Origin of the sequence: Stenotrophomonas sp. AR029 (genome assembly GCF_047520695.2) — a bacterium.
Taxonomy (GTDB): Bacteria; Pseudomonadota; Gammaproteobacteria; order Xanthomonadales; family Xanthomonadaceae; genus Stenotrophomonas; species Stenotrophomonas sepilia.
On the sequence record NZ_JAXBQQ020000008.1, the window covers coordinates 35,621 to 50,263 of the forward strand.

The 14,643-nt window shown below is 63.0% G+C and carries 15 protein-coding genes; 3 read left to right on the top strand and 12 right to left on the bottom strand.

Features of this window, described 5'->3' with window-relative positions:
* Positions 1 to 117: 117 nt before the first annotated feature.
* The 3 genes from pilB to ACM0PB_RS18740 form a co-directional block, all read right to left on the bottom strand.
* Positions 118 to 1,848 (bottom strand): type IV-A pilus assembly ATPase PilB, encoded by a 1,731-nt coding sequence (pilB, locus tag ACM0PB_RS18730; protein WP_065185262.1) that lies wholly within the window; start codon positions 1,846 to 1,848, stop codon positions 118 to 120.
* A 224-nt stretch (positions 1,849 to 2,072) separates the two neighbouring features.
* Entirely contained in the window at positions 2,073 to 2,477 is a 405-nt protein-coding gene (locus ACM0PB_RS18735; protein WP_414604753.1) for a pilin, read from the bottom strand.
* 126 nt (positions 2,478 to 2,603) lie between these two features.
* Positions 2,604 to 3,020 (bottom strand): pilin, encoded by a 417-nt coding sequence (locus ACM0PB_RS18740; protein WP_061479294.1) that lies wholly within the window; start codon positions 3,018 to 3,020, stop codon positions 2,604 to 2,606.
* Positions 3,021 to 3,376: 356 nt separating this feature from the next.
* On the opposite strand from ACM0PB_RS18740, the gene ACM0PB_RS18745 reads away from it, so the two are divergent.
* From ACM0PB_RS18745 to coaE, 3 genes are read left to right on the top strand one after another with little or no spacing between them, the layout of a single operon-like run.
* On the top strand, positions 3,377 to 4,636 hold the full coding sequence (locus ACM0PB_RS18745) for a type II secretion system F family protein (protein ID WP_061479295.1): 1,260 nt from the start codon (positions 3,377 to 3,379) through the stop codon (positions 4,634 to 4,636).
* Positions 4,637 to 4,643: 7 nt separating this feature from the next.
* Positions 4,644 to 5,507: a prepilin peptidase gene (locus ACM0PB_RS18750; RefSeq protein ID WP_065185263.1), complete on the top strand. Its 864-nt coding sequence runs from the start codon at positions 4,644 to 4,646 to the stop codon at positions 5,505 to 5,507.
* 11 nt (positions 5,508 to 5,518) lie between these two features.
* Positions 5,519 to 6,130, top strand: a complete 612-nt coding sequence (coaE, locus tag ACM0PB_RS18755) for a dephospho-CoA kinase (RefSeq protein ID WP_065185264.1) — start codon at positions 5,519 to 5,521, stop codon at positions 6,128 to 6,130.
* A gap of 814 nt (positions 6,131 to 6,944) precedes the next feature.
* Here coaE and ACM0PB_RS18760 read toward each other — a convergent pair.
* The 9 genes from ACM0PB_RS18760 to ACM0PB_RS18800 all read right to left on the bottom strand — a co-directional run bounded on the left by ACM0PB_RS18760 (position 6,945) and on the right by ACM0PB_RS18800 (position 14,212).
* Entirely contained in the window at positions 6,945 to 7,562 is a 618-nt protein-coding gene (locus tag ACM0PB_RS18760; RefSeq protein WP_447907456.1) for a hypothetical protein, read from the bottom strand.
* 527 nt (positions 7,563 to 8,089) lie between these two features.
* Positions 8,090 to 8,476 (bottom strand): hypothetical protein, encoded by a 387-nt coding sequence (locus ACM0PB_RS18765; RefSeq protein ID WP_065185266.1) that lies wholly within the window; start codon positions 8,474 to 8,476, stop codon positions 8,090 to 8,092.
* 492 nt (positions 8,477 to 8,968) lie between these two features.
* Positions 8,969 to 10,339: a sensor histidine kinase gene (locus ACM0PB_RS18770; RefSeq protein WP_053499207.1), complete on the bottom strand. Its 1,371-nt coding sequence runs from the start codon at positions 10,337 to 10,339 to the stop codon at positions 8,969 to 8,971.
* Positions 10,302 to 10,979 (bottom strand): response regulator transcription factor, encoded by a 678-nt coding sequence (locus ACM0PB_RS18775; RefSeq protein WP_005410804.1) that lies wholly within the window; start codon positions 10,977 to 10,979, stop codon positions 10,302 to 10,304. Before ACM0PB_RS18775 ends, ACM0PB_RS18770 begins: the two co-directional genes overlap by 38 nt.
* Positions 10,980 to 11,141: 162 nt before the next feature.
* Positions 11,142 to 11,603, bottom strand: a complete 462-nt coding sequence (locus ACM0PB_RS18780; protein ID WP_065178936.1) for a hypothetical protein — start codon at positions 11,601 to 11,603, stop codon at positions 11,142 to 11,144.
* A gap of 115 nt (positions 11,604 to 11,718) precedes the next feature.
* The gene (locus tag ACM0PB_RS18785) at positions 11,719 to 12,189 is read right to left on the bottom strand and encodes a hypothetical protein (RefSeq protein WP_065178937.1); all 471 of its coding nucleotides are present in this window, start codon (positions 12,187 to 12,189) and stop codon (positions 11,719 to 11,721) included.
* 94 nt (positions 12,190 to 12,283) lie between these two features.
* On the bottom strand, positions 12,284 to 12,763 hold the full coding sequence (locus tag ACM0PB_RS18790; protein ID WP_005418649.1) for a hypothetical protein: 480 nt from the start codon (positions 12,761 to 12,763) through the stop codon (positions 12,284 to 12,286).
* A 258-nt stretch (positions 12,764 to 13,021) separates the two neighbouring features.
* Positions 13,022 to 13,900, bottom strand: a complete 879-nt coding sequence (gene rimK / locus ACM0PB_RS18795; protein ID WP_005418651.1) for a 30S ribosomal protein S6--L-glutamate ligase — start codon at positions 13,898 to 13,900, stop codon at positions 13,022 to 13,024.
* Positions 13,901 to 14,077: 177 nt separating this feature from the next.
* Entirely contained in the window at positions 14,078 to 14,212 is a 135-nt protein-coding gene (locus tag ACM0PB_RS18800; protein WP_275585215.1) for a hypothetical protein, read from the bottom strand.
* Positions 14,213 to 14,643: the final 431 nt, after the last annotated feature.

Sequence of the window (14,643 nt, forward strand, 5' to 3'; positions counted from 1 at the left end):
CAAACTCATGCATCGCGGCATCCACGCATGGCGTGGATCTACCCACCAATGTGGTAGTGCCGGCCGCTGGCCGGCAACCTCATGCATCGCGGCATCCACGCATGGCGTGGATCGACCTCAATCCTTGGTAACGCGGTTGATCTCGGCCAGGCTGGTGATGCCCGCAGCGGCCTTCTTCAACGCAGACTGGCGCAGATCGTTCACCCCGATCTGCTGTGCGGCCTCGGCAATCTGCAACGCATTGCCGCCAGCCAGTACGATCGTGGCGATCTCGTCGGTCATCGGCATCACCTGGTAGATACCGGTACGGCCCTTGTAGCCCTCGGTGCACTCATCACAGCCGACCGCCTCGTACAGCTCGATACCCGCGTCCAGCTGCGCCTGGGTGAAGCCTTCGGCCAGCAGCGCATGCTCGGGCAGATTGGCCGGGCGCTTGCAGTTGCTGCACAGCCGGCGCGCCAGGCGCTGGGCGATCACCAGCGTCACCGAGCTGGTGATGTTGTACGGCGCGATGCCCATGTTCATCAGGCGCGCGATGGTCTGGGGTGCATCGTTGGTATGCAGCGTGGACAGCACCATGTGACCGGTCTGCGCCGCCTTGATCGCGATCTCGGCCGTTTCCAGGTCGCGGATTTCGCCGACCATGATGATGTCCGGATCCTGTCGCAGGAACGAGCGCAGTGCCGCGGCAAAGGTCATGCCGCGCTTGTTGTTCTGCTGCACCTGGTTGACACCGGGCAGGCGGATTTCCACCGGGTCTTCGGCGGTGGAGATGTTGCGCGTCTCGTCGTTGAGGATGCCCAGCGCGGTGTACAGCGACACGGTCTTACCCGAACCGGTCGGGCCGGTCACCAGCACCATGCCGTACGGCTTATGGATGGCTTCCAGGAACAGTTTCTGCTGGTCCGGCTCGTAACCCAGCTTGTCGATGCCCAGCTTGGCCGCGCTGCCATCCAGGATACGCAGCACCACCTTCTCGCCGAACAGGGTCGGCAGGGTGCTCACGCGGAAGTCGATCTGCTTGGTCTTGGACAGGTTGAGCTTGATGCGTCCGTCCTGCGGCACGCGCTTCTCGGCGATGTCCAGCTGCGCCATCACCTTCAGGCGCGCGGCAATGCGCTGGTTCAACTTCACCGGCGCGCGCGCGACCATCTTCAGCAGGCCATCGATGCGCAGGCGCACGCGGTAGTCGTCTTCATAGGGCTCGAAGTGGATGTCCGAGGCGCCTTTGCGGATCGCGTCCACCAGCACCTTGTTGACGAACTTCACCACCGGGGTGTCGTCGCCCTTGGCATCGATGCCGGAGTCGCCGCCGGCGCCGAGATCCTCGTCTCCGGCTGCAACATCGAGGTTGCCCATGCCATCGTCGTCACCGCCCAGCGCGTCGCCCAGCGTGTCATGGCTGGCATGCCACTGCTCGAGCGTGCGACGGATCTGGTCCTCATCCACCAGGATCGGCTCCACCACCAGATTGGTGTGGAACTTGATCTCGTCCAACGAATGGGTCGGGTTGCTGGTGCCCACGAACAGCTTGCCGCCGCGCTTGAACAGCGGCAGCACGTTGTGCTTGCGCAGCAGCTCCTCGCTGACCAGGCTCATCGCGTTCTGGCTGGCGTCGAACGTGGACACGTCGAACAGCGGCATGCCGAACTCGACCGCATTGGCGGCCGCCAACTGTGCGGCACCGACCACCTTGTTCTGCGCGAACCAGGTCGGCAGCGGTTGGCGGGCCGCAGCGGCCTTGGCCATCGCGTCGCGGGCGGAAGCCTCGTCCAGCGCACCATCCTGGACCAGGCGACGGGCCAAGCCGGTGATGCCGACGAGATTGGCGGTGGTTACGGCGTTCATATGAATCCTTGGCTCATCATGGGTCAGGCAGTGCGGCGCGCCCTCCAGGGGCACCGCACAGGGCAGCAGAACCTGCCGCGACCCGCTGGCCGACGACGACGCCAATCCTTCAGCATGACTGCCTCGCCCGGCACTCCCAGCCCGGCAGGCACGATCCTGACTCCCCCCGGGATGATAGCCCCGTCAACGGCCCGCCAACATCCCATTGGCAGGCCGAAGTGTGATCAACAGCCGGTTGGGCGATAGCGCGCTTCGAAGGCGCTGCCGTCGCAGGTCCAGGTGCCGTCGGCTGCGCGGCGGAGGATGAGGTCTTTGCCGTTGACGGCAGGCCCCCCGAGCAGCGTACATCCGATGGTGGCCACTCCATCAGAGGCAAGTTGGGCAGATACAGCAGAGCAGCGCGTAGACGGGGCGATACCAACATAAGCTGGATCTACTAGCGTGCTATCACGACTATCTTGTACGACCGCCTCGATTGTCGTCTTGCCGGGTCTAATTTCAGCGAGCGCCGCCCCCAACTGTGCTTTGGCTACATAGGCCTGATAGATCGGCAGCGCTACGGTCGCGAGTATCGCGATGATGGCAACCACAATCATCAGCTCGATCAATGTAAAACCTTTCTCGTTCACGACAATCCCCCTGTATTTCACGGCAATCCCCACTGCCTTCGACGCGAAACTTGCAACTCAAAATGTACGAGGCGACAAAAGAAAGGCCCCGACAAGCGGGGCCTTCTTCAGCCAATCCAGATGGGATTAGCAGCCCTTCGGCTTGTACTTGTCATCTGCGGCGCCACCAGTGGTGCTGCATGCCCAGGTGCCTGCGGCAGCAGCGCGAGTCCACACCACGGTACCGTTATTGATCTTCGGATTACCCTTGAGCGTGCAGGTGATGGTCGCAGCGCCACTGGTCTCAATATTCGTAGTAATCGCGCAACGGGTGGTCGAAGCAGTGAGGCCGATCTTGGTCACATCCGTGACGTCAGCAGCCAGACCTTCGTTGATCAGCGTCTCGGCGTTGGTCTTGCCGGGGGTGATCTCAGCCAGGCCGGCACCGACCTGCGACTTGGCAACGTAGTCCTGGTACATCGGCAGGGCGATGGCGGCCAGGATGGCGATGATCGCAACGACGATCATCAGTTCGATAAGGGTGAAGCCCTTCTGGTTCTTCATTTTGGTACATCCCCAAGATAAGTGGTGGTTGATTTCAGAGCACAGGATCGGTCTGGCCGGCGGCCAGCTGAGCGGGTCCTGCCCCCTGCGGGTGGATCAACGCAGGTTGCGTGCCAACCCCGGCACGCCTCCCCCTGGATTTCCCCGCGCCCATGATGGCAGCTATTTCACGGATGGGAACCCCCCGCATGCGAATCTGCGATGGACGCGGCAATGTGACGCAGTGCGTCACCTTTGGTCGGCGCCTAGCACGAATTCGCATCATGGGCCCCTTGGCAACTGCCCAGACGGGCATGAACCCGCTACCATCGACGGCTAGACGCCCGCCTGGGGATGGCGGGTCTTGGGGAGCCGATATGTCTGTCAGTCGCAGTACGATCAAGAAGGAGCCCGTGGCGCGCAGCACCACGGAACTGCAACCGTTTGTCTGGGAGGGGACCGACAAGCGGGGCGTGAAGATGAAGGGTGAGCAGACCGCGAAGAACGCGAACCTGCTTCGGGCCGAGCTGCGCCGCCAAGGCATTAATCCTGGCACGGTCAAGCCAAAGCCCAAGCCGCTCTTCGGTGCAGCGGGTAGCAAGGTAACTCCGAAAGACATCGCCTTCTTCAGCCGGCAGATGGCCACCATGATGAAGTCGGGGGTACCAATTGTCGGCGCCTTGGACATCATCGGCAGCGGTCACAAGAACCCGCGGATGAAGAAGCTGGTTGAAACTGTCAAGACCGACATTGAAGGCGGCTCTTCGCTGTACGAAGCGATCAGCCGCCACCCTGTACAGTTCGACGAGCTGTACCGAAATCTGGTGCGTGCGGGCGAAGGCGCTGGCGTGCTAGAGACGGTGTTGGACACCGTGGCGACCTACAAGGAGAACATCGAAGCTCTGAAGGGCAAGATAAAAAAGGCCTTGTTCTACCCGGTCATGGTGCTGGCAGTTGCACTTATCGTCAGCGGCATCCTACTGGTCTGGGTGGTACCGCAGTTCGAGGATGTGTTCAAAGGCTTCGGCGCGGATCTGCCTGCGTTCACCCAGATGATCGTTAACCTTTCCCGCTTCATGGTTTCTTGGTGGTGGCTGATTCTGCTGATCAGCATAGGGGCGATTGGCGGCTTCTTCGCCGCCTACAAGCGCTCTCCGCGCATGCAACACGGCATGGATCGGCTGGTCCTGAAGCTACCGGTCATCGGGCAGATCATGCACAACAGCTCGATCGCCCGCTTTGCCCGCACGACCGCCGTAACCTTCAAGGCCGGCGTGCCGCTGGTGGAAGCTCTGGGCATCGTGGCCGGCGCCACCGGCAATACGGTTTATGAGCATGCCGTATTGCGCATGCGCGACGACGTGTCGGTCGGATATCCGGTCAACATGGCCATGAAACAGACCGCCCTGTTCCCGCACATGGTCATCCAGATGACCGGCATCGGCGAAGAGGCCGGCGCCCTGGACGCCATGCTGTTCAAGGTGGCCGAGTACTATGAGCAGGAGGTCAACAACGCCGTTGACGCGTTGAGCAGCCTTCTGGAGCCTGTGATTATGGTGATCATTGGTACCATTGTCGGCAGCATGGTCATCGGCATGTACCTGCCCATCTTCAAACTTGCCGCCGTTGTCGGATAATTACTGAATGGCATTTCTCGACCAGCATCCCGGCCTCGGCTACCCCGCCGCGGCCGCCCTGGGGCTGCTGCTGGGCAGTTTCCTCAACGTCGTCATCCTGCGCCTGCCCAAGCGGCTGGAGTGGCAGTGGAAGCGCGATGCGCGCGAGGTCCTGGAGGAACCGGACTTCTACGAGCCCCCACCACCGGGGATCGTGGTCGAGCCCTCGCACTGCCCGCACTGCAAGCACAAGCTGAGCTGGTACGAGAACATCCCGCTGTTCAGCTGGCTCATCCAGGGCGGCAAGTGCCGCCACTGCAAGGCGCCGATCTCGCTGCAGTATCCGCTGGTCGAGGCCCTGACCTCGGTGCTGGTGCTGGCCTGCGTCTGGCAGTTCGGCTTCGGCTGGCAGGGCTTCGGCGCCATCGTGCTGACCTGCTTCCTGATCGCCCTGTCCGGCATCGACCTGCGCACCCAGCTGCTGCCCGACCAGCTGACCCTACCCCTGATGTGGCTGGGCCTGATAGGCAACATCGACAACCTCTACATGCCGGCCAAGCCTGCATTGGTCGGCGCGGCGGTGGGTTACCTGTCGCTGTGGATGGTCTGGTGGCTGTTCAAGCAGCTGACCGGCAAGGAAGGCATGGGTCACGGCGATTTCAAGCTGCTGGCCGCCCTCGGCGCCTGGTGCGGGCTGAAAGGCATCCTGCCGATCATCCTGCTGTCGTCGGTGCTGGGTGCCATCATCGGTTCGATCTGGCTGTACACCCGGGGCCGTGACCGCGCCACGCCCATTCCGTTCGGCCCCTACCTGGCCATCGCAGGCTGGCTGTACTTCATGTGGGGCGCGCCCGTGGTGGAGCAGTACCTGGTGTTGAGCGGACTGCGCTGAGGGGAATCCCCATGAGCCGGTATGTGGTGGGCCTGACCGGCGGCATTGCCGCCGGCAAGAGCGAGGTGACCCGGCGCTTCGAGGCGCTGGGCATCGTGGTGGCCGACGCCGATCTGGCCGCCCGCGCGGTGGTTGCTGTCGGCAGCCCTGCACTGGGCCGCATCGCCGAGCGCTTCGGCGCCGACATGCTGCTGACGGACGGCAGCCTTGACCGGGCGCGCTTGCGTGCCCACGTATTCGCCGATCCGGCCGAACGGGCGGCACTGGAAGCGATCACCCACCCGGCCATCCGCCTGCTGATGCAACAGCAGTGCGAGCAGGCCGCCAGCCCCTATGCGATTGCCGCAATTCCGCTGCTGACCGAGGTCGGTGGGCGGACCGCCTACCCGTGGCTGGACCGGGTGCTGCTGGTGGATGCGCCCGAAGCCGTGCAGCACGCCCGGCTGATGCAGCGCGACGGCATCGACGCCGCGCTGGCCGACCAGATGATCGCCGCCCAGGCCAGCCGCACGCAGCGGTTGGCACTGGCCGATGATGTGGTGGTCAACGATGGCCACCCGGAAGACCTGCAGGCGCAGGTGGAAGCGCTGCATGAGCGCTATTTGGATTTGGCTGGGGGCTGAGCCGTCCGCATTGCGCGGAAGCGCTTTCACACACAACTTGGATCTCCTGAGATATTTCATCCACTCATCTCGATCGGCCTCGGCGTCCCTTTTTCCGCCTACGCCTTTCCGCAGATCCTTTTCCGCGCCAAACCACAATGGAAACAAAAATGAACATCACCCCCGCAACAACCCAGGAAAAGCCCATCAACTTGTTATAGACCGATTGCCCGAACAAACGAATCAAGGCGCTATACAGACCGCAGTTCGCTCGGCAAGGACCTGTCCCAATCAATGCATCGTCCATGACCGCCACGCCATAGACGACCATCAGCACACCTACGAGACATCCGAAAAGACGCACGGCAACCATCTATCTTCCTGTGTGCGCACCAAAGACTCTGCTATGGGCGCGAAGAACGCCAATCTCTTGGTGGATGAATCAAGCCCCTCAGCTCTACGGCTCAAGAATTCCTGATCGCCCTCGGTCGATCAAAGTGAAGTCGTACTCAGCGTCTGCACAGTGCAGCAGACCGAATCCAGGCGCTCGCAACAACGCACCTCGTCCGAGGTACCGCCACTCTTCCGCGGAAAAGCCAACTGCATAAGACTCATCATCGATCACGGCAACCACGATCCCGCGCGTTCCGCCACCAAGATCAACGGTGTCGCCAAGTAGCACCTTTTCCCCATGTGGGTAGTTCATAGGAAGCACTCAGGAAAGTCCATGAATGTCGACGAGATCAGAGCGGGCTTCGAGCTCAAGCATGCTTCGGATAGCGCCATACGGGGCGGCCGATTCGGATCTCCATTGTCGGCCACCAACAGGACCGAGCTAGACATACGGATCGAAATCCAATGAGACTCCACTAGACGCCATCAGTCTGATCACGTCACAAGAAAGATTGAAACCCGGCCACACCCCGCGCTGACTCGATAGGCGTACTCCCACCTCCAGCGCCCACACCTTCGCCTCTCCTCCCACCTTCTCAAGGCCGCGCTGCAACGCTTCATGAACTCCCCCTTGGATGTCGCCAGTTCCATATTGCTGGCGCTCGACTCTGGAAAGGATGACTTCTTCACCACTTACAGGAGAGTCACCAACGAGAACGACAACCAGCTCAGGTCGCGTCGATGGAGCACATTCCTCCTCCAATTCCAAACCATCTGCGCCGCCGTCTCCAGTCAACTCGGGATCAAAACTTAATGAGGCAGATATAGATGCCATCTTTTCAAGGGTTGCGGAAGAGAGATTTAGACACGCCCTATCCCCCTCGCCTACCCGAACTCGCACGATGATCTCAGGAGCCTGATGGGTCGACTCAGCCAGGGTTGCCGCTCCGCGACATTCAATGACTTTCCTGATCAGAATATCCGCCGCGTCCAGCTCATTCACTTCCCGCGAGAATTGCGTCACCAGGCCATAGCTCGCACAACTAGCTACGGAAGCCATCAACTTTACTTCAATCCCGAGATGCATCACTTCCACCGATGATTGGCAAATTCCACAAATAGAACGGCAAACCGTATGAACACCAGAATGATGCAATTGAGCATGCGCGCATTGCAATCAACGTACTTTTACCAGCTCAGCCACATGTAGCAACGGCCTTCTTGCAAGCAATAAAAGTCTCGCGTTTCTAGCCCCTCTTAGCCCTATACCTACCACATCATCGTCCCCCAGGCCGGCCGCGCGCGGGAGTCGGCATCGGCCAATGATGTGGTGGTCAGCGATGGTCACCCGGGGGACCTGCAGGCGCAGGTGGAAGCGCTGCATGCGCGGTATCTGGGGTTGGCTGGGGGCTGAGGCCTGGCTACCGGCCAGCGGCCGGCACTACCGAACAGCATCCACGCATGGCGTGGATCTACCCGGCGCCAGCGTGGAACTGCTGTGGAGCCGAGCCCATGCTCGGCTGCGATCATCAAGCCGAGCATGGGCTCGGCTCTACAAAGTGTTCTGCATCCACGCATGGCGTGGATCTACTCCAGCTGCAGGCGGGCATAGCGGGCCAGTTCTCGTGCGCCAAGCAGCAATCCATCTACGACATCCGGGCTGAGCTGCTGGTGCGCACCACCCTGCTCGCGGGCCGCCTCGGCGGCGTGCAGCACCTGCATGAGTGCATTCAAGCCGGCCAGGGTGCGACTGAGGCCGGCCATGGTGGCCGCCTGTGCCGGGCTCAGGCCCTCCGCTTCCAGCCGTCGGCCGTCGGCTGCATCGCGCCCGTCCATGCGGGCCAGCAGCGTGGGCAGCAGATCCTTGGGATCATCGAGCAGGGTTTCGACGCGCTCGGCGACGTCGGCCGGCAGCAGGTCGGCGGCTTCGCCGATCAGGGCGTGCAGCTGGGGGAACAAGGGGCGTGCGGACATAGTGAATCTCCTCGCAGACGACGAGCCACCTGCGGATGCAAGGTGGCGGACGGTGCGGGTTGGCGTACCGGAGACCCAACAACTCAAGCGCGAGGAAAAAGACTCCAGCGGATTCTGATGAATCCCCACGCACCATCCGCCGAAACAAGGCAGCCGATGCATTTTCCATGATGAGCCGCAGCACACCCGGAGCGCTTGAGTTGAAGGTTTTTTTCAGGACGCCAATCCCGGCCAGGGCACCTGCCCCGGCCGCTCCATCTGGCCATCACGTAGCGCTGTGATCTGTAAGGAAATTCTCAAGCCGCAGTTGAGGGTACGAATGCGTGCATGCGGACACGCACGCGGCGTGGCGGCGATCACGGTGATGTCGTGTTGGGCTTCTGGCCCTGGGTTCCTGCGAGGGGGATTCGGTGGCACAAGCGACACTGGGCGCTATACGGCGCCGGCCGGATTCGTGCCGACCAAGGTCGGCACCCACCAAAGCAGAGGCCCTTACAACGGCTTCGGCGAGAATGTCAGGGTGGCGATCACGCCGCGCTCGCCACCGGGGCGCACGCTCACCTGCCAGCCATACAGATCGCACAGGCGGCTGACGATCGACAGGCCGATGCCACCGCCCTGCGAATGGCCGGCATGCGTGCCGCGATAGCCGCGCTGGAACAGCTTGGCGGCATCCTCTTCGCTCAGCCCCGGTCCGCTGTCGGTCACCGACACCGAATTACTGCCGACAAAGACGCGCACTTCGCCATCCTGCGAGTACTTCACCGCGTTGCCGATCAGGTTGCCCAGCGCCACCGACAACGCGGCTTCCGGCGCATCGATCACCAGGTTGCGCTCGCCTTCCAGTGCCAGTTCCAATGGCTTGCCGCCCAGCTGTGCACGGTGGGCGTCCAGCAGCTGTTCGGCTACGCGGGCGACGTTGCTGGTGCCCTGCCCGCGTTCGTTGCGCGACAGCAGCAGCAGTGCGCCGATCAGGTCGCTGCACTGTTGTTCGGCGCGCTGGATGCGCTGCAGACGCTGCAGCACCTTCTCATCCAGGCCGGGCCGGGTCAGCAGCAGTTCGGTGGCGCCACGGATCACCGCCAGCGGCGTGCGCAGCTCGTGGCTGACGTCGGCATTGAACTCACGGTCGCGCTGCACCACTTCGGTCAGCCGCGACGAATAGTCATCCAGCGCCTGCGCCAGTTGCCCCACTTCGTCATCGGGGAAACGTGGTGCCAGCGGCTCGGGCTCGCTCGTGCCGCCGCGATAGGCACGCAGCCGCGCGGCCAGGTCCGAGACCGGCTTCATCACCTTCGACGCCGACCACCAGCCCAGCACCAGCGACAACAGGCTGAACACCAGCACCGACAGCACCAGCGCGCGGTTGAGCTGCTGCCCGCCACGCACGCTGTCGGTCATGTCGTAAGCCAGGAATGCCCAGGCGTCGGGCGTCTTGCGCACGGCCAGCTTGTACGAATAGCGCTGGCCGCGCTCATCCACGCCGCCCATGTTGTACAGGCCATCCTTGAACTCGTACCAGTCCGGCTCTTCCTCGCGCAGCGCCTCGAACTTGTCAGGCTTGATCAGGCGCGCACGCATCTGCTGCACGGGCAGGTCGGGGTTGCGATCCGGGCTCTCGTAGAACCGCCGCACGTACTCGTTGATGTTGCGGTTCATCACGTCTTCCACCAGCTGGTTTTCCACGCGCATGCGGGCCCAGTTGGTGGCGAACGCGAACAGTGTTGTCAGGCAGAAGCCCAACAACACGAACGAGACGATGATGCGGCTGCGCAGGCGCCGCCGATACGGCGAACGCCGGCGCTCCCCCTTGGTTGCCACGGAATCAGGCTTCCGGGGTAGCGATGCGGTATCCGATGCCATGGCGGGTCTGGATCAGCGGCACTTCAAACGGCTTGTCGACCACCGCACGCAGGCCGTGGATGTGGACACGCAGCGAATCCGAATCGGGCAGCTCTTCGCCCCAGACGCGGGTCTCCAGTTCCTGGCGGGTAACCACGGCCGGCGCGGCCTCCATCAGGGCCTGCAGGATCTTCAGCGCGGTCGGGTTGAGCTGCAGCAGCTTGCCCTGGCGACGCACTTCCAGCGTGTCCAGGTTGTATTCCAGATCGCCGGTTTCCAGCACGCGGGTCTGCACGCCCTTGCCGCGGCGCGACAAAGCGTTCAAGCGCACTTCCACTTCCTGCAGCGCGAACGGCTTGATCAGGTAGTCGTCGGCGCCGGAATCGAAACCGGCCAGCTTGTTGTCCAGCGAGTCGCGGGCGGTCAGCATCAGTACGGGGGTCTGCTTGCGCGCTTCGTTGCGCAGCTTGCGGCAGACTTCAATGCCGTCCATGCCCGGCAGGTTCAGGTCCAGAACGATGGCGTCGAACTCGTGGACCACCGCCAGGTGCAGGCCGGTCACGCCGTCGGCGGCGAAGTCCACGGTGTGGCCACGATCCTCAAGGTAGTCGCCAAGGTTGGCGGCGATGTCGCTGTTGTCTTCGATTACGAGAATGCGCACTGGGACCTCTGGTTCTTGAAGGGTCGTCGGGGGGCCAGGCCCACCTGCTCAGGATGCCCCTGTGCGGGTGGACGCGACGTCTACCTGCTGAACGATACAGGTTCCATTCTTAACATTTCGTACCGGAGGGACGACACCGGCAAACGCCCCCGGGGCGAGCGCTCAGCGGCTGATGCGCTGCTGGTCGGTCAGCGCCCGGCGGCTCTCTTCCTGGGCTTTGCGACGCTGGGCCACGGTCAGGCAGACGCTGGTCGGCATGTTGCTGCCGGTCAGGCGCTCGCGGCGGCAGATCATGCGGCTGTCGGCCTGGGCGCGGGTCATGATGGTGTTGACGATCTCCTGCTCGTTGAACAGGTCGTTGCGCTCCTGCGGGGCCAGCTCATCCAACTTCTCGCGGCCATTCATCTTGATCCGGATCCGGTTCAGCGCCTGCTGCACGCGGCTCTTGTCCTCCAGCCCGATCTCGCTGTAGTCCTCGCTGCCCATGGCCGTTTCAACGCGGCGGATCTGCTCGGATACCGGGGTGAAAGAATCCATCTGCACGGTGTCCTTCTGCGCCTTGGCCTGCACGGTGGCCACCAGGCCGAGCGACAGCATCAGGGCGAGCATAGTGGTGCGGTACATGACGAGCTCCATGTTCGTCCATGAATAGGGTCTCGACTTTACGGTTGCGCCGATGCGTCCACAAGGGACGCACGGCAGGGTGACCGATGGCGGCCTGCGACCGGTCCAACCACGGTTACGGCTTGTAGTTGTTGAAACGCTGGTTGTCGTTGAGGGCCTTGCGGCTGTCTTCCTGCGCCTTGCGGCGCTGGGCCACGGTCAGGCAGACGCTCTGCGGCATGTTGCTGCCGGTGGTGCGCTCGCGGCGGCAGACCATGCGGCTGTCGGCATGGGCGCGGGTCATGATCGTGTTGATCACTTCCTGGTCGTTGAAGATCTCGGTGCGGTCCTGCGGGCTCAACTGCTCTACCCGTTCGTGGTCGCCCATCTTGATCTTGATACGGCCCAGCGCCTGCTGCACACGGCTTTTGTCTTCCAGCCCGATCTCGCTGTAGTCCTCGGTGTTGATCGCCGTCTCAACGTTGCGGATCTGTTCGGCCACCGGTGCGTTGGCGTCGAACTTCACCTGCCCTTTCTCGGGCTTGGCGTGCGCGGTGGTGGCCAGTGCCAGGCCCAGCATCAGGGTGAAGGGGGTCATGCGCTGCATTGTTACCTCCAGGTTCTTCCATGAGTGGAACACCGACCCTGCGGTGCCACCGATACGCCGTTAAGGCACCCCGGTGGACCGAAAGGCGGTGCGGTCAACGCCCAGCGGGCGGTGGGCTGAGCGTGTTGTAGCTGCGCTGGTCGTTGATCAGCGCCTTGCCTTTCTCTTCGATCCGGCGCCGTTCGGCCACGGTCAGGCAGCGGCTCCTGGGCATGTTGCTGCCGGTGGTGCGTTCGTACCTGCAGATCTGCCGGCTGTCGTCATGGCCACGCGCCATCAGGGTGTTGATGCGTTCCTGCTCGTTAAAGACCTCGGCCTGCAACTGCGGCGGCAGCTCCTGCACGGTCTGGCGTTCGCCCATGTGCTGGCGGATACGCGACAGCGCCTGCTGCACCTGGCCGCGATCCTCGGCAGACAGTTCGGCATAGTCGGGGGCAGCCAGCGCGGTTTCCACCTGGCGCATCTGCTCGGCGACCGACCCCTGCCGGTCCATCTGTACAGCGACTTTCTCCGGCTTGGCGGCAACAGCGCCAGACAGGCCCAGCAGCAACGCGATCGTCATGATGCGGTACATCGCCAACCTCCCGATCCATCCCGGAACGAAGGGCCAACTCTACGACCGTCACGCGGCCTCCACAAGAGACCTTGGGCACAGAGCCGACAGGCATAAAAAAGGCCCAGGCGGTGCACCCGCCTGGGCCTGAAGTCGTATCCCGATACCGATCCTGCTGAGAGGCAGAGCTGCGGTTCGCTGAAGCCTACGCCGGGGCCGATTAAAGCCTCGTTAAAGCCCCGGATCATTTACCCATGAGAATCACAACCCCATGAATAATCAAGGCTTTTTGATCTTCTCTACGTGTTCGATGATGCGTGTGGCCACGTCCACACCGCAGGCCGCTTCGATGCCCTCCAGCCCCGGCGTGGAGTTGACCTCCAGCACCAGCGGGCCGCGCGCGGAGCGGATCAGGTCCACGCCGCACACCGACAGGCCCAGCGCCTTGGCCGAACGCACCGCCACCTGCTGCTCGGCGCGACTGGCCTTGGCCGCCACGGCGGTGCCGCCAGCGTGCAGGTTGGAGCGGAAGTCACCCTCCGGTGCCTGCCGCTGCATCGACGCCACCACCTGGTCGCCCACCACGAAGCAGCGCAGGTCGGCGCCCTTGGCCTCGCCGATGAATTCCTGCATCAGGAAGTTGGCGTACAGGCCGCGCAGCGCTTCGACAATGCCGCGCGAGGCACTGGCCTTCTCGGTCAGGATCACGCCGCGACCCTGGGTGCCCTCATTGAGCTTCACCACATGCGGCGGCGGGCCAAGCATGGACAGCAGATCGACGGTGTCATCGGGGTTGTCGCCGAACACGGTAACCGGCATGTCGATGCCCTTGGCCGCCAGCAGCTGGTGCGCGCGCAGCTTGTCTCGCGAACGCAGGATGGCATCGGACGGATTGGGCGTGCGTGCGCCCATCAGTTCGAACTGGCGCAGCACGGCGGTGCCGTAGCGGGTGATCGAGGCACCGATGCGCGGAATGACCATGTCCACGCCGGTCATCGGCCGGCCCTTGTAGTGCATGGAAAAGCCATCGGCGGCGATGCGCATGTAGCAGCGCAACGGGTCGAGGATGCGCACGGTGTGGCCGCGCGCGCGCGCCGCCTCGACCAGCCGACGGGTGGAATACAGGGAGCTGTTGCGGGACAGGATGGCGAGCTTCATCGCGGAGGGATCGGTCGGCAGGCGCGCAGCATAGCGCGGGCGTGTGGCGGGCGGATGATGCCTGGCCGGCGCTGCCAGCACCGCCGGTGGTCGGCTCCAGCGGCGGCGATTCCGGCGAAGGAGTAACCGCCGCCGGATACACCACACGCCCGCATCACCGTGCGAGCGGGTTCCGCTTCAGAACCCGCGCGCGGATTCACCCAGCGCCGCGAGGCAGGTCGTCTGCGTGGCCGAGCCGGCCGAGGTGCTCTTGTAGATCTGCCACAGCAGTTGCGCGGCCTTCGGCCCACCGGCGCGACCCAGCGCACGCAATGCTTCCAGCTACCGGGAGGTGCCGGCACCGGAGTTCTTGTAGATCTCGTGAATACTGCCGACGACGTCGTCCTTCGTTTCCATGCGCTGCTTCCCGTGTAGAAAATGCGGCAACGCTAACCGGGCGCGGATGGCCGTGGATATGAAACTAATCAGAAATGAAGAAGGCCGCTGATGAGCGGCCTTCTGTCTACGCGCGTGGCGTGATTGGAGCGGGCGATGGGAATCGAACCAATAGCCAGTCATGCGGCTGCACAATTAAATTCCCAGGCAGTTCGACTAAAATAAGTACACTCAAGACTAAAATAAGTACACTCAAAACGACGACTGAAAGCCCAGCAGAATTGCGGAAGAGCCATCAAGCACCGTTACGACGTGTCGCTATTGCGCCCCCACCCTTGGGACGTCGGTTGCATCCTGCAAATGAGGCT

Excerpts from the sequence above, each read along its gene's own strand:
- ACM0PB_RS18785 (WP_065178937.1), bottom strand. The coding sequence starts at position 12,189 with ATGCAGCGCATGACCCCCTTCACCCTGATGCTGGGCCTGGCACTGGCC.
- coaE (WP_065185264.1), top strand. The coding sequence starts at position 5,519 with ATGAGCCGGTATGTGGTGGGCCTGACCGGCGGCATTGCCGCCGGCAAG.
- ACM0PB_RS18770 (WP_053499207.1), bottom strand. The coding sequence starts at position 10,339 with ATGGCATCGGATACCGCATCGCTACCCCGGAAGCCTGATTCCGTGGCA.
- ACM0PB_RS18790 (WP_005418649.1), bottom strand. The coding sequence starts at position 12,763 with ATGTACCGCATCATGACGATCGCGTTGCTGCTGGGCCTGTCTGGCGCT.
- ACM0PB_RS18780 (WP_065178936.1), bottom strand. The coding sequence starts at position 11,603 with ATGTACCGCACCACTATGCTCGCCCTGATGCTGTCGCTCGGCCTGGTG.
- ACM0PB_RS18760 (WP_447907456.1), bottom strand. The coding sequence starts at position 7,562 with ATGGCTTCCGTAGCTAGTTGTGCGAGCTATGGCCTGGTGACGCAATTC.
- pilB (WP_065185262.1), bottom strand. The coding sequence starts at position 1,848 with ATGAACGCCGTAACCACCGCCAATCTCGTCGGCATCACCGGCTTGGCC.
- ACM0PB_RS18765 (WP_065185266.1), bottom strand. The coding sequence starts at position 8,476 with ATGTCCGCACGCCCCTTGTTCCCCCAGCTGCACGCCCTGATCGGCGAA.
- ACM0PB_RS18745 (WP_061479295.1), top strand. The coding sequence starts at position 3,377 with ATGTCTGTCAGTCGCAGTACGATCAAGAAGGAGCCCGTGGCGCGCAGC.
- rimK (WP_005418651.1), bottom strand. The coding sequence starts at position 13,900 with ATGAAGCTCGCCATCCTGTCCCGCAACAGCTCCCTGTATTCCACCCGT.
- ACM0PB_RS18750 (WP_065185263.1), top strand. The coding sequence starts at position 4,644 with ATGGCATTTCTCGACCAGCATCCCGGCCTCGGCTACCCCGCCGCGGCC.
- ACM0PB_RS18740 (WP_061479294.1), bottom strand. The coding sequence starts at position 3,020 with ATGAAGAACCAGAAGGGCTTCACCCTTATCGAACTGATGATCGTCGTT.